The sequence below is a fragment of the Cellulomonas sp. EB106-03-03-XG116 genome (assembly GCF_058792015.1).
Map to the genome: position 1 here is coordinate 1 of NZ_JBYTEP010000022.1, position 13,148 is coordinate 13,148.

The 13,148-nt window shown below is 77.7% G+C and carries 13 protein-coding genes; 8 read left to right on the top strand and 5 right to left on the bottom strand.

Features of this window, described 5'->3' with window-relative positions:
- Positions 1-115: 115 nt before the first annotated feature.
- On the bottom strand, positions 116-1,087 hold the full coding sequence (locus AC3WUG_RS10145; protein ID WP_492327535.1) for a phosphotransferase family protein: 972 nt from the start codon (positions 1,085-1,087) through the stop codon (positions 116-118).
- Positions 1,088-1,162: 75 nt separating this feature from the next.
- Positions 1,163-1,981, bottom strand: coding sequence for a hypothetical protein (locus AC3WUG_RS10150; RefSeq protein ID WP_492327536.1), 819 nt, complete (start codon positions 1,979-1,981; stop codon positions 1,163-1,165).
- A gap of 175 nt (positions 1,982-2,156) precedes the next feature.
- Here AC3WUG_RS10150 and AC3WUG_RS10155 point away from each other — a divergent pair, with 175 nt between their 5' ends.
- The 3 genes from AC3WUG_RS10155 to AC3WUG_RS10165 all read left to right on the top strand — a co-directional run bounded on the left by AC3WUG_RS10155 (position 2,157) and on the right by AC3WUG_RS10165 (position 4,854).
- Positions 2,157-3,374: an amidohydrolase family protein gene (locus tag AC3WUG_RS10155; protein ID WP_492327537.1), complete on the top strand. Its 1,218-nt coding sequence runs from the start codon at positions 2,157-2,159 to the stop codon at positions 3,372-3,374.
- Positions 3,375-3,388: 14 nt separating this feature from the next.
- Positions 3,389-3,934 (top strand): GNAT family N-acetyltransferase, encoded by a 546-nt coding sequence (locus AC3WUG_RS10160; protein ID WP_492327538.1) that lies wholly within the window; start codon positions 3,389-3,391, stop codon positions 3,932-3,934.
- A 65-nt stretch (positions 3,935-3,999) separates the two neighbouring features.
- Positions 4,000-4,854, top strand: a complete 855-nt coding sequence (locus tag AC3WUG_RS10165; protein WP_492327539.1) for an NAD-dependent epimerase/dehydratase family protein — start codon at positions 4,000-4,002, stop codon at positions 4,852-4,854.
- 126 nt (positions 4,855-4,980) lie between these two features.
- Here AC3WUG_RS10165 and AC3WUG_RS10170 read toward each other — a convergent pair whose 3' ends face one another.
- Positions 4,981-6,960: a M48 family metalloprotease gene (locus AC3WUG_RS10170; RefSeq protein ID WP_492327540.1), complete on the bottom strand. Its 1,980-nt coding sequence runs from the start codon at positions 6,958-6,960 to the stop codon at positions 4,981-4,983.
- Positions 6,961-7,054: 94 nt separating this feature from the next.
- On the opposite strand from AC3WUG_RS10170, the gene AC3WUG_RS10175 reads away from it, so the two are divergent.
- Positions 7,055-7,537, top strand: coding sequence for an NUDIX hydrolase (locus tag AC3WUG_RS10175; protein WP_492327541.1), 483 nt, complete (start codon positions 7,055-7,057; stop codon positions 7,535-7,537).
- 79 nt (positions 7,538-7,616) lie between these two features.
- Here the strand turns inward: AC3WUG_RS10175 and AC3WUG_RS10180 are convergent, their stop codons facing one another.
- Together AC3WUG_RS10180 and AC3WUG_RS10185 are read right to left on the bottom strand one after the other, a co-directional pair.
- On the bottom strand, positions 7,617-8,561 hold the full coding sequence (locus AC3WUG_RS10180) for a glycosyltransferase family 2 protein (RefSeq protein WP_492327542.1): 945 nt from the start codon (positions 8,559-8,561) through the stop codon (positions 7,617-7,619).
- An 82-nt stretch (positions 8,562-8,643) separates the two neighbouring features.
- Positions 8,644-9,681, bottom strand: a complete 1,038-nt coding sequence (locus tag AC3WUG_RS10185; protein WP_492327543.1) for a GGDEF domain-containing protein — start codon at positions 9,679-9,681, stop codon at positions 8,644-8,646.
- Between the two features lie 69 nt (positions 9,682-9,750).
- Here AC3WUG_RS10185 and AC3WUG_RS10190 point away from each other — a divergent pair, with 69 nt between their 5' ends.
- The 4 genes from AC3WUG_RS10190 to AC3WUG_RS10205 all read left to right on the top strand — a co-directional run bounded on the left by AC3WUG_RS10190 (position 9,751) and on the right by AC3WUG_RS10205 (position 13,067).
- On the top strand, positions 9,751-10,755 hold the full coding sequence (locus AC3WUG_RS10190) for a DMT family transporter (protein WP_492327544.1): 1,005 nt from the start codon (positions 9,751-9,753) through the stop codon (positions 10,753-10,755).
- Positions 10,715-11,281, top strand: a complete 567-nt coding sequence (locus tag AC3WUG_RS10195; protein WP_492327581.1) for a GNAT family N-acetyltransferase — start codon at positions 10,715-10,717, stop codon at positions 11,279-11,281. The genes AC3WUG_RS10190 and AC3WUG_RS10195 overlap by 41 nt, the downstream gene beginning before the upstream one ends.
- A gap of 120 nt (positions 11,282-11,401) precedes the next feature.
- The gene (locus tag AC3WUG_RS10200) at positions 11,402-12,040 is read left to right on the top strand and encodes a CYTH domain-containing protein (RefSeq protein WP_492327545.1); all 639 of its coding nucleotides are present in this window, start codon (positions 11,402-11,404) and stop codon (positions 12,038-12,040) included.
- A gap of 115 nt (positions 12,041-12,155) precedes the next feature.
- Complete coding sequence (locus AC3WUG_RS10205) at positions 12,156-13,067, top strand: VOC family protein (RefSeq protein WP_492327546.1); 912 nt, start codon at positions 12,156-12,158, stop codon at positions 13,065-13,067.
- Positions 13,068-13,148 lie beyond the last annotated feature (81 nt).

Genomic DNA, 13,148 nt, shown 5'->3' on the forward strand with positions numbered 1-13,148 from the left:
TGTCGTCGTCCCATCCACCGACGGTCCCGTGCCCCGCGCTGGTCGGCAACCGCTGGACCGGCCGGGGGGACGCACCGGGGGGGGGGGGGGGGGGCCCCCCCCCCCCCCCGCCCCGTCACACCCCGAGCTCGTCCAGCGCCCGGGCCAGCGAGCGGCGGTTCGCCGCGTCGTAGCCCGCGACCCAGTCGCCCTGGTACCCCCGGATCGGGGCCTCGATCGTCATCACCAGGCCGAGCCACATCCGGGCGAGCAGCAGCCGGGCGGCGGCGCCGGACGAGGTCACGTCCCGGTCGCCGACCAGGGCGGCGGGCAGCCCGTCCCACATCGGGTCGGCCCCGACGAGGTCCAGCAGCGGGTCGCCCCACAGCGCGCGCTCCGGGTCGATCACGCCGAGCAGCGCCCCGGTCGCGGGGTCGACGAACAGGTTGCCGGGCCAGAGGTCGGTGTGCACGAGCCGCGGCACGGTCACCTCGTCGAGCGCCCCGGCGTGCGCGGCGAGCGCCGCGCGCACCCGGTCGGCCGGGATGCCGGGGACGGCGCCGCGCTCGGCGTCCGCGAGCAGCGCCCCGACCACCGCGGTGAACGCCGCGCGCCAGGTCGTCGCCTGGAGCAGCGGCTGGTGCGGGTAGCCGAACCGCTCGCCGGTCACCGTGCCGATCCGGCCCAGGAGCGCCCCGAGGTCGGCCTGGGCGCGCGCGGCCCGCGGGTCCTCCGCCGGGGCACCGAAGCCGGCGGCCGCCCACGGGACGCCCTCGAGGTGCGCGGCGACGACGACGTCGCCCGGCACGACCTCGCGGCTGAAGTCGGTGTGCAGCAGGGCGGGCATGAGCAGGTCGGGACGGTCGGCCGCGAGCGCGTACACCGCGGCCTCGGTGCGGATCAGGTCGCGCTCGTGGGTGAGCAGGCCGGGGGAGTCCGCGGGCGCCGTCTTCACGACGACCCGCCCGCCGCCGGCGAGCCCGACGCGGTAGGTGGTGGCGAACTGGCCGCCCTCGAGGTGCTCCGCCGTCGCGAGCGTGCCCACCGGTGCCACGAGGGCGCGCAGGGCGTCGGCGGTCAGGGTCCGGGGCGTGGCGTCGTCGGGCACGGGAGGCAGCGTAGAGGGTGTGCGGGGCCCCGGGCCGGGACCCGGGGCCGTCGCCCGGCGCCGGGGCCCCGGTCGTCAGCCGCCGAGCCCGGCGCGGTCGACCTTGCGGTGGAACCGCATGCCCGCGATCCCGCCCAGCACCGCGCCCGCGAGACTGACCACGGCGACGACCAGCAGCGCGACGACGCCGCCGGTGGTCAGGTCGCCCTCGCCGACCGGGATGCGCGGGAAGCTGTCCAGCCGCCCGAGCACGTCGTACTGGTCGCCGGCCACGAGGGCCGCGACGGCGACGACGATCGCGATGACGACCGCCCACAGCCAGACCGCGAGCCCCTGCTTGGCGCCGTCGAACCGCGCCATCCGGCCCGCGACGTACCCGCCGCAGTAGTACGCCACGAACAGGACGACCGCGAGCACCACGGCGCCGACGACCCCGATGGTGGTGGGGTCGGACGCCGCCTGGTCCGCGGCCTCGCCCACGGAGGTGTCGTTGGCCACGCCCACCGCGGCGCCCGCCGCCGCGGCGACGGCGGTGAGCAGCACGGCCGTGCCGGTGGCGGTCAGCCAGCCGAAGAACGCCGAGCCGACCTTGATGCCGCCGTACTCCTCCTTCTCGCGCGCGACCACGGCCCGGCGGTCGTGGGCCCGGGCCTCGGCGAGGGCGGGCGCGTCCGCGGCGCGGTCGCCGTCCGGGGCCGCGGCGACGTGGGCGCCCTCGCCGTGGTGGGCGGGCGCGCGGTCGGCGGGGTGGTCGGCGGGAGGTGCGACCGGGTGGTCCGCGGCGTTGTCGGCGCGGCTGTCGACGGGGCGGTCGGCGGGGCGGTCGGCCGGGCGGTCCGGGGGAGGGGCGACCGGGCGGTCGGGCGTCGTGCGGGGGTCCTCGGAGGTGCTCATGGGGGGTGCTCCTCGTCTCGGCGTCGCCCGGCGGTCGCGGGTCGACGGTGCTGGCCGGGCCGGCGCGGAGCCGCACCGGTCCCGGTGCGGGCAAGGTAGGTCGGTCCGGGGGCGGGCGCGACCGCAGCGGACCGGCGCGGTCGGGGCGACGGCGCGGCGGTGGCACGATGGCGCGGTGGCACACGACGACGCGACGCTGATCATCCGGGACGTGCGGCCGTGGGGCGGTGAGCCGTCGGACGTGGGGATCGCGGGGGACCGGATCGCCTGGGTCCGGCCGTCCGGCGCCGTCGAGGCGGCCCCGGGCGCCGAGGTCGTCGAGGGGCGCGGGCTGCTCGCGCTGCCCGGCCTGGTGAACACGCACGCGCACGCCGACAAGAGCTGGTGGGGCCTGCCCTGGCAGTCGTACGGCGGCGAGGGCGGCACCCAGGGCCGGATCGCCCACGAGCGCGCCCGCCGCGACGAGCTCGGCATCCCGAGCGCCCCCGTCGCCGAGCGCGTGCTGCGCGAGTACCTGCGGACCGGCACGACCCGCGTCCGGACGCACGTGGACGTCGACCTGGGCGTGGGCCTGCGCGGCATCGAGGCGGTCCGCGAGGCGGCCGCGGCGCTGGACGGCGCGGTCGAGCTGACGGTCGTGGCGTTCCCGCAGGACGGCGTGCTGCGGCGCCCGGGCGTCCTGGAGCTGCTGGACCGGGCTGCCGCCGCGGGGGCGGAGCACGTCGGCGGCCTGGACCCGGCGCTGATCGACCGCGACCCGGTGGGGCAGCTCGACGGGCTGTTCCGGATCGCCGCGGAGCACGGCTGCGGGCTCGACATCCACCTGCACGAGCCCGGCGACCTCGGCGCGTTCGAGATCGAGCTGATCCTCGACCGCGTCGAGCGGGACGGGATCGCGCCGGGGAAGGTCAACGTCGCGCACGGGTTCGCGGTCGTGGACGTCGACCCGGCGCGGCGCCGCGACCTGCTGGACCGCATGGGCGCGCTGGGCGTGACGATGACGACGGTCGCGCCGGTGCGGATGCGCCAGCTGCCGCTCGCCGAGCTGGACGCGGCCGGCGTGCGGTTCGGGTTCGGCACCGACGGCATCCGCGACCTGTGGAGCCCGTACGGCGACGGCGACCTGCTCGGCATCGCCTGGCAGTACGCGCGCGCCGGCGGCGTGGTGCGCGACGAGGACCTGGTCCGGGTGGTCGGGATCGCGACGCGCGACGGCGCCGCGTTCGTCACGGACGAGGTGCACGACCTGGTGCCCGGGGCCCGCGCGGACGTGGTGCTGCTCGACGCGGAGAACCCGATGGACGCCCTGGTGCGGCGGGTGCCGCGCGCGGCGGTCGTCGCGGGCGGCCGGGTGGTCGACCTGGCGGCGCTCGCGGCCCGCCCGTGGGAGTGACGGCAGGCGGCCCGGTGGACCCGACGACCGCGGAGCTGCGCCCCTGGACCCCGGCCGACGCGGGCGCGCTGCGCGCCGCCGTGGCCGCCGACCCCGACCTCGTGCGGCAGACCGGCGGCGCCGACCTGGCGACGGACGCCGCCGCGGCCGAGCACATCCGCCACCACCTGGCGCCGCGCGGGCCGCGGTCGTACGCGTTCGCGGTGGCGGTGGACGGGCTCGTCGTGGGCAACGTCGGGATCGGCGCGGTCGACGACGTGCACGGGACGGCGTGGCTGTCGTACTGGCTGGCGGCGGGGGCCCGCGGCCGGGGGCTCGCGACCGCGGCGCTGGTCGGCGCGTCCGCGTGGGCGGTGCGCGAGCTCGGGACGTTCCGGCTCGAGCTCGGGCACCGCGTCAACAACCCCGCGTCCTGCCGGGTCGCGACGCGCGCCGGGTACCCCGCGGAGGGCGTCGAGCGGGCGAAGCTCCGGTACGGGGACGAGCGGTTCGACGTGGAGACGCACGCGCGGCTGGCGACGGACCCGGCGCCGGGGGTCGTCGGGCTGCCGGTGCGGTGACCGGCGCGCGCCGCGGGCACGGCCCCGCGGTGGACGGCGCGGCCGGGCCGGGCGAGGATGCCGCCATGACCGAGACCGTCGCCGTGACCGGCGCGCTGGGCAAGGTGGGCCGCGCGGTGGTGCAGGACCTGCTCGCGCACGGGTACCGGGTGCAGGCGTCCGACGCCCAGGGCCCCTTCGGGGAGCGCGCCGGGCTGGGGGTGGACGTGCTCCGCGCCGAGCTCACCGACTACGGGCAGGCCGTCGAGGCGCTCGCGGGCTGCTCCGCGGTGGTGCACCTGGCCAACATCCCGCAGCCGGGCATGGAGTCGCCGCCCGACACCTTCAACCGCAACATGGCCGCCAACGCCAACGTGTTCCTCGCCGCCCAGCGGCTCGGGCTGCGCAAGGTCGCGTGGGCGTCGAGCGAGACGACGCTCGGCCTGCCGTTCGACGTGCCGCCGCGGTACGCCCCGGTCGACGAGGCGCACTTCCCGCACCCGACGACGACCTACGCGCTGTCGAAGGTGCTGAGCGAGGACCTCGCCGCGCAGGTCTCCGAGTGGTCCGGCATCCCGTTCGTCGGGCTCCGGCTGTCGAACGTGTTCCCCGCCGAGGCGTACGCGGCGGTGCCGTCGTACCAGGACGACCCGGCGAAGCGCCGGTGGAACCTCTGGGGGTACATCGACGCGCGGGACGCGGCGACCGCCTTCCGGCTGGCGCTCGAGGTGGAGACGACCGGCTCGCAGAACGTCATCATCGCCGCGGCCGACACGATCATGGACACCCCGTCCGCCGACCTGCTGGCCGCCGAGTTCCCGGGCGTGCCCGTGCGCAGGGAGCTCGGGACGCACGAGACGCTGCTGGCGATCGACGGGGCGCGGGCGCTGCTCGGCTTCGAGCCGCAGCACTCCTGGCGCGACGAGGTCCCGCGGGGCTGACCGGGGCGGCCTCGCGGGCCGTCGCGGCAGCGGCGACGTCGGCCGCTTCGGTGGTTCACGCCGAGTTCGGTGCCCGCAGGGACCGAACTCGGCCGGGAGCACCGAACGGGCGGGCGTGCCGCGGGGTCAGGCGCGGGCCGGGGTCGTCGCGCGGGCGCGGCGGAGGGCCAGGACCGCCGCGGCGAGCACGGCCTCGGAGTTGTCCGCGAGCTTGTCCGCGCCGTACCGGCCCTTGAGCCGCACGGTGCCGCCGCGCTTCAGCACGAGCGTCGCCCGCAGCGGGACCTTGCCCCGGACCTTCGCCGTCGCGACCTCCTCGAACGGCAGGTAGCGGTACCGGGCGGCGAGCTCGCCGACGGACGCGCCCTCGACGAGCGCGGCGAGCCGCTTGCGGCCCGAGCCCCGGCGCGGCGCCGGGACCAGGACCAGCCCCTCGTCGAGCACCAGCACGTCGTGCCGGGCGCCGTCGACGGACACCGACGCGACGCCGGCGAGCAGCGAGGCCCCGAGCGCGTCGGCCTGCGCGGACTCCTGGCCCGCGCGATCCACGTCGACGCGGAGCGCCGCGAGGTGCCGGCGCGCGTCGGCGACGGTGGCCGGGTCGGCGGCGAGCACCGCGAGCGGGCGCGGGTCGATCGGCTCGCCGGCCGGGTCGACCAGGCGCGGGCCGCCGGCCCAGGGCTGCTCCCAACGGGCGATGCCGGCCTGCACGGCGGCGGAGCGCACGACGACCTCGAGCGCGTCCACCAGCGAGCCGGCGTCGTCGGCGACCGGGTCGGTCCCGGGGGCGGGCTGCGCGGCGGCGGCCGAGCCGACCGGGCCGGGGGCGGCGGGCGAGCCGACGGGGCCCGGGGCGGCCTGCGGACCGACCGGGCCCGGCGCGGCCGGCGCCAGGCCGAGCTCGAGCGCCAGCTCCGGGCCGCGCCCCTGCGCGACGAGGCCGAGGACCGTCGCGAGCGTCGCGCGCGGCAGCCCCGCGAGCCGCGCCGCCGCCCGGTACACGCCGTCGGCGACGCGCTGCCGGTTCCGCGTCGTGGCCGCCGCGCCGAGCGCGGGCCAGTCGAGCCGCGTCCGGTCCTCGAACCGCAGCGAGCCCTCGGCGACCATCGCGGCCGCGTCCGGGAAGCCCGGGACCAGCAGGGTGGCGCGGCGGGTGTCCCGCGCGCGGTGCGCGTCGGGCATCCGGTCCATCGCGGCGATCCGGGCGGCGTGCGAGGGGTGGCTGTCCCACCGGGACTGCGTCGCGTCCGGGTCCTGGCGGCGCAGGTCCGCGAGCTCGTCGGTCCGGGCGCGCAGCAGCGCGTCGAAGCCGCCGAAGAACGCCGGCGCGGCGGGGGCGAGCCCGACCTCGAACGCGGGTGCGACGTAGACCCCGGTGTAGTGCGACCAGGCGGCCGAGACGACCCCGACCTCGCGCAGCGCCTGCTGGGCGACGGCCCGCCCGGCGACCGCGACGCTGATCTCGTCGGCCTCGAGCTCCTGGCGGCGGCTGACGGCGGCCGACACCAGCATGTACAGCCAGGCGTAGCCCACCAGCAGCCACCCGACGATCGAGCCGGTCGTGGCCTGCACCGTCGCCATCACCACGGCGCGCCCGCGGTAGGCGAGCGGGCCGAGCCGGGTGTGGTTCCGCGAGTAGTGGCCGAGCTCGTGGGCGAGCACCGAGCGCAGCATCGCGACGTCGAGCCCCTGCAGCAGCGGCACGCCGAGGTACATCCGGCGCCGGCCGCCGACGAGGCCGAGCAGCCGGGCCTCCTCGGACACCGCGGCGTTCACCTCAGGCACGAGGCGGATCTCGTCCGGGGCGCGGGTGTGCGCCGCGGCGGCGAGCTCGCGCACGACGGTCCACAGCTCGGGCGCGGACTGCGGCGGCACCTCGACGCCGTGCGGCGGGGCGGCCTCGGCGCGGGCGACCTTCCACAGCGCGGAGACGATCCCGAAGGCGAGCAGCAGGGCGAAGACCGCGAGGTACGTCGCGCCGCGGACGTGGTCGGTGCTGAAGGCGAGGACGCTGAGCCAGCCCAGGAGCACGGCGAGGCCGACCGCCACGACGTAGAAGCCGGCGAGCATGACCAGGGACAGCGCGGCGCGCAGAGAGGTGACCATCGGCGCCGGACGCTAGCACCGGCCCCTTCCCGCGCGCCCGGTGAGATCGCCGCGTCCACCCAGGTGGCGGCCCCGGGCGCCTAGCATCGGGGGCGTGCCGACCCCCGACTTCGTCCTCGACCTCCGCGCCCGCATCGGGCACGACCTGCTCTGGCTGCCCGGGGTGAGCGCCGTCGTGGTGCGCCCCGGCGGCGACGGCCGCGACGAGGTGCTGCTGGTCCGCCGGGCCGACGACGGCGCCTGGACGCCGGTCACCGGGATCATCGACCCGGGCGAGGAGCCGGCCGTCGCGGGTGCCCGCGAGGTGCTCGAGGAGACCGAGGTGGTGGCGGTGGCCGAGCGGCTGACCTGGGTGCACACCCTGCCGCCGATGCAGTACGCCAACGGCGACCGGTCCCAGTACCTCGACCTGACGTTCCGGTTCCGCTGGGTGTCGGGCGAGCCGGGGCCGGGCGACGGCGAGAACACCGAGGCGCGGTGGTTCCCGGTGGACGCGATGCCGGCGATGTCGCAGGAGATGGCGGCGCGGATCGCGTCCGCGCTGGCGCCGGAGGGTCCGACCCGCTTCGTGGTCTGACGCCCGGGCTCCTGGTCGCCACCTGATCCGCCCGCTGCCACCCGAGCGATCGGGCGGCAGCGCGAGGATCGGGCGGGTATCAGGCCGGGACGCGGCGGCGGGTCGCGCGGCGCAGGGCCAGCAGCTCGCGGTGGAACGCGACCCGGCGGCGCAGGCGCAGCAGCTCCTCGTCGACGGCGCCCGTGCGCGCGAGCGCGCCGCGCAGCCGCCGACCGGTCAGCAGCGCCCACGTCGCCACCAGCTTCGCCGCCGACTCCGCCGCGGCCGGGCGCGTCCCCAGCAGGTGGTGCGCCAGGTAGGCCTCGCCACGCCCGCGCCCGGTGGCCTGCCGCGCGAGCCGCGCCGGGTCGAGCCGCGCGGGCTCGGGGTGGTGCTCGACGGTCGCGCCGGCGACGGCGCCCTGCCGGAAGCCCGCGGCGAGCACGTCGAGCCGGAACACGGTGTCCTCGGCGCCGGGGTAGCGCGCGGTGCCCAGCGACTCGTCGAACGGGACCGCGTCGAGCACCGCGCGGGTGGTGCCGATGCTGGCGGCGGCGAACTCCCGGCCGACGGCGGGCGGCTCGGGCACGACGGCGAAGTACGCGGACGCCAGCGCGGGGCTCAGCCAGGGCCGGTCGAGGTGCGGCGCGAGGGCGACGGCCCCGCCGACCAGGTCGGCCTCCCCGCGGCGCAGCGGCTCGGCCATCCGCCGGACCCAGTGCGGCGGGACGTGCACGTCGTCGTCGGTGAACAGCACGACCGGCGCGGCGGCCGCGGCCACCCCCGCGTTCCGCGCGCGGGCGATGCCGGGGCGCGGCTCGGCGACCACGCGCAGCCGGGGGTCGCGGCGGGCGGCGTCGGCGAGCAGGTCCGGGGTCGCGTCGGTCGAGCCGTTGTCCACGACGACGACCTCCGCCGGCAGGTCGGTCCGCGCGGCCTCGTCGAGCGCCGCCCCCAGGTGCTCCAGCGTCGGGCGCAGCCGGCCGGCGCCGTCGCGGGTGCAGACGACGACGGTCACCTCGGGCGTGCCGGATCCGGCCCCCATGCGCGCTCCGCTCGGTCCGTGCCTCGGGCGGTCGGCCCCCACCCCGGTGCAGTATGCGACCGGCGGGGCCGTCGGGGGAAGGTCAGCGGCCCTGGCGGGGGAGCGGGTCGGGGTGCGGTCCCGGGCGCGCGTCGGGGTGCGCGCCGGGGTGCGCGCCCGGCGCCGGCGTCGCGGGCGGACGCCCGACGTGCCGGTCCCGCTTGGCCCCGTACAGCGCCACGTCGGCGCGGGCGAGCAGGTCGCGCACCGTGTCGTCGGGACGGGCGTCGGCGATCCCCGCGCTCCACGGCGTCGCGCAGCGGGTGCGCGCGTCGGCGACCCAGCGCCGCGCCGCCGCGGCGTCGAGGCCCGGCAGCACGACCACGAACTCGTCGCCCCCGACCCGGCCGACCACCGCGCGGCCGGCCGCCGGACCGCGCCAGGAGGCGACGAGCTCCACCAGCACGTCGTCGCCCGCGAGGTGCCCGCGGGTGTCGTTCACGGCCTTGAAGTCGTCGACGTCGGCCGACACGACGGCCAGCGGCACGCCCGCCCGGCGGGCCTCGCGCAGCCGGGTCTCCAGGCGCTCCAGCAGGGCCGCCCGGGTCAGCGCCCCCGTGAGGTCGTCGGTGGTCGCGTGCCGGCGGAGCCAGTGCGTGACGTTCCCGAGCAGCGACGTGCTGGCGACCGTCATGATGACGACGACCAGCCAGGTCAGCGCGTGGAACGGCGCGGGCGCCAGCACCATCCCGACGGTCACGGCCGCGATCGCCTCGGCGACCAGCAGCGCGGCGACCCGGGTGCGGAACGCGTACGCGGCGTACTGAGCGGCCGACATCACGCCGATGGACAGCACGACCAGGCCCTCGGCGGTCCGGCAGGACGTGAGCAGCAGGCCCGCGCCGAGCAGGGCCACCGCGAGCGCGCCGGGCATCGTCCAGCGGCGCGCCGGCACCACCAGCACGCCGACCGCCAGCGCACCGAGCAGCCCGGCCGCGGCGAACCACAGGCCCACCGGCGACTGCGGGCTCAGCGGGAACAGCCCGCCGCCGAGGACCAGCACGGCCATGAGCCCCAGGGCGCAGGCCAGGTGGCCCCGGGTCGCGTAGAGCCGGGGTGCCCGCGCGTCGGACCTGCCCATGCCGAGGGTGTCGGCACGCGCACCCCCGGAGATGACCGGGCGCGCGGGTGAGCCGCGTATCCTCCGCGGGTGCTTCTCCCCGCCCGCACCGGACCCGTGCTCGCCCTCGTCGGGGCCACGCTGTTCTGGGCCGGGAACTACGTGCTGGGCGCGGTCGCCGTGCGGGAGATGACGCCGGTGAGCCTGACCGCGCTGCGCTGGGCGCTCGCGGCCGTGCCGCTCGCCGTGATCGCGCAGGTCGTGGAGCGGCCGGACTGGCGCGCGGTGCTGCGGACCTGGCCGCGGCAGGTCGTCCTCGCGCTGCTCGGCATGGTCGGGTACGCGCTGTTCGTCTACACCGCCCTGCAGCACACCTCGTCGGTGAACGCGTCGCTGGTCAACGCGCTCAACCCGGCGCTGATCGCGCTGCTCGGCGCCGTGGTGGTGCGCCGGGCGCCGTCGCGGCGCGCCGTGGCCGGGATGCTGGTCGGGCTGGTCGGCGTGCTGGTGGTGCTCACCGGCGGCCCGCTCGGCGCGCTGACCTCGCTGGAGCTCAACGTCGGCGACCTGCTCATGGTCGGGGCGATCGTGGTGTGGAGCGTGTACACGATCGGCGGGCGCGGGCTGGCGGGGGTGCCGCCCATCGCGTCGACCGCCGTGCAGGCCGCGATCGCCGCCGTCGTGATGGCCCCGTTCGCCGCGACCGGGCACGTGCACTGGCCGTCGGGGCGGGACGCGACCGTCGCGCTGGTCGTCATCGCGGTGCTGCCGTCGGTGGGGTCGTACCTGCTCTGGAACCTCGCGCTGCGCCGGGTCCCGCCCGCCGAGGCCGGGTCGTACCTCAACCTGATCACGGTGTTCACGGTGCTGATCAGCGCGGCCACGGGGTACGCGCTCGGCGCGGCGCAGGTCGTCGGCGGGGTGCTGGTGCTCGGCGGGGTGCTGCTGGTCCGGGAGCGCGCGCCGCGGGCCGCGTCTCCCACCGCGTCGGACCCGGCCGGTAGGGTCGCTGGCCATGCGGGTGAGACCGTTCGCCACGTGCGACCTGCCGGGGATGTACCGCGTGTGCCTGCTGACGGGCGACGCGGGGACTGACGCCACGCCCGTGTACCGGGACCCCGACCTGCTCGGGCACGTGTACGCGGGCCCGTACCCGGTCGCGGACCCGTCGCTGACCTGGGTGGTCACCGACGACGACGGCGTCGTCGGCTACGTCGTCGGCACGGCCGACTCCCAGGCCTTCGCGCGCTGGCAGGAGGAGGCGTGGTGGCCGGCCCTGCGGGAGCGGTACCCGCGGAGACCCGAGGTCGCCGGCTACCGGGACCACGAGCTGCTCGGCACCGTCCACGACGGCGCCCGGTACGACCCCGCGGTCACCGACCGGTTCCCGGCGCACCTGCACATCGACCTGCTGCCGCGCGCCCAGGGCCGCGGCCTCGGGCGGACGCTGATCGAGACGCTGGCCGGGGCGCTGCGCGAGCGCGGCGTGCGCGGGCTGCACCTCGGGGTGGCCGAGCAGAACGCCGGCGCGATCGCGTTCTACGACCGTGTGGGCTTCCGCCAGGTCGAGGCGCACGCGTGGGGTCGGACGCTCGGGATGGACCTCGGCGCGGCGGCCTGACGCCACCCCGCGCGCCGCGTCCGCGCCCGGTTCCGCCGCCCGGGCGGGCGGGTCGCGTACCGTGACCCGCAGCGGACCAGCGGCGGGACCCCCGCCGGGTGCCGGCGCGAGGAGGGCGTGGTGAGCGACACCGGGTACGGCGACTTCGAGTTCGAGCGCCGGTTCTTCGTGCGGACGCCGCCCATGGAGCTGCTGTCCGAGCCCGACCCGGTGCTCATCGTGCAGTCGTACTTCCTCGCCCAGGACGGCTACGCGCTCCGGCTCCGGGTGCAGGCCTCCGGCCTGCGGCTGCCGCTCGGCCCCGACGCCGACCCGCTGGACGTGCTCGAGGAGGTCGGCGACCGGTTCGACTTCTGCGCCGTCACGCTCAAGGGCCCGATGAACGTCGGCACCCGGTACGAGGCGGAGCGGGAGATCGACGTCCTCGTCGGCACCGAGATGATCCGCCGCGGCGGCCACCGGATCGTGAAGAACCGGTACTCCGTGTGGCTGGGTGCGGACGGCTGGGTGGTGGACGTCTTCGGCGGCCCGAACGCCCCGCTCGTGATCGCCGAGTGCGAGCGCTCGGGCCCGGTGACCGACCTGCAGATCCCGGCGTTCTGCGAGTCCGAGGTCACCGACGACGCCCGGTTCGCGAACGACGGCCTGGCGCGGGTGCCGTACCGCGGCTGGGCGGGGGACTACGAGGCGGAGCTGCGCGAGCGCGGGCCGCGGTTCCTCACCGACTTCGGCCGCAACGACCTGCAGCGCCGGGGCTGACGCCGGGCTGACGGCGCGCGCCCCGCGCGACCGGCGCCCGGTCGTGCGGCTCCGGCGCGCCCGGACGCCGACGTGTGTCTCGACAACCGTTGAAGCCTCAACTATTGTTCTGCGCATGACCACCGCCGACCCCCGCCCCGCCCTCGACCGCCTCGCCGCCGACACCGCCATGGGCCCCGTGACCCTGCTGGTCGGCGACCTCGACCTGCAGCTGCGGTACTACCGCGACGTGCTCGGCCTGCAGGTCGTCGAGCGCCCGGACGAGCGCATCGAGGGCGCCGGCCGCCCCGACGTCGTCGTCCTCGGGCGGGGGACCCAGCCGCTGATGGTGCTCCGGCACACGCCCGACCTGCCGCCGACCAGCCGCGGCCAGGCCGGCCTGTTCCACACCGCGATCCTGTTCGACACGCAGGAGGCGCTGGCCGCGACGCTCGCGTCCGTCGCCGCGCGGGCGCCGCGCACCTACGTCGGCAGCGCCGACCACCTGGTGTCCGAGGCGTTCTACCTGACCGACCCGGAGGGCAACGGCGTCGAGCTGTACTGGGACCGCTCGCGCGACCTGTGGGGCTACGACGAGAACGGCCGGGTCCTCATGGACTCGCTGCGGCTCGACCCGAACGAGTTCATCCAGGGCCACGTCACCGACGCCGCGCTGGCCGCCCCGGCCGGGAAGCCGGTCGTCGGGCACGTGCACCTGCAGGTCGGCGACGTCGCCGGGGCGCGCGCGTTCTACGTCGACGCCCTGGGCTTCGACGTGATGGCCGAGTGGCACGGCGCGCTGTTCGTCTCCGCGGGCGGGTACCACCACCACATGGCGATGAACACGTGGAACTCCGCCGGCGCCGGCCCGCGGGCGAGCAGCCTGGGCCTGGGCGAGGTCACCCTGGTGGTGCCCGGGACCGACGACGTGGGCGCGCTGCGCGAGCGCCTCGCGGCGCACGGTGTCGCGGTGCGCGACGACGGCGCGACGGTGACGTTCGACGACCCGTGGCGCAACGTGGTCCGGGTGCGCCCGGTCGCGGCGTAGGCGCGGCCCGGCGTTCAGCCGAGGTCGAGCGTTTCCGTCGAGGTCGAGGGTTTCCGGCGGGCCCGGCGGGCGAAACCCTCG

What these genes read in the sequence shown, in the direction of transcription:
- AC3WUG_RS10150 (WP_492327536.1), bottom strand. Translation starts at nt 1,981, where the DNA reads ATGAGCACCTCCGAGGACCCCCGCACGACGCCCGACCGCCCGGTCGCC.
- AC3WUG_RS10165 (WP_492327539.1), top strand. Translation starts at nt 4,000, where the DNA reads ATGACCGAGACCGTCGCCGTGACCGGCGCGCTGGGCAAGGTGGGCCGC.
- AC3WUG_RS10170 (WP_492327540.1), bottom strand. Translation starts at nt 6,960, where the DNA reads ATGGTCACCTCTCTGCGCGCCGCGCTGTCCCTGGTCATGCTCGCCGGC.
- AC3WUG_RS10180 (WP_492327542.1), bottom strand. Translation starts at nt 8,561, where the DNA reads ATGGGGGCCGGATCCGGCACGCCCGAGGTGACCGTCGTCGTCTGCACC.
- AC3WUG_RS10185 (WP_492327543.1), bottom strand. Translation starts at nt 9,681, where the DNA reads ATGGGCAGGTCCGACGCGCGGGCACCCCGGCTCTACGCGACCCGGGGC.
- AC3WUG_RS10195 (WP_492327581.1), top strand. Translation starts at nt 10,715, where the DNA reads ATGTACCGCGTGTGCCTGCTGACGGGCGACGCGGGGACTGACGCCACG.
- AC3WUG_RS10205 (WP_492327546.1), top strand. Translation starts at nt 12,156, where the DNA reads ATGACCACCGCCGACCCCCGCCCCGCCCTCGACCGCCTCGCCGCCGAC.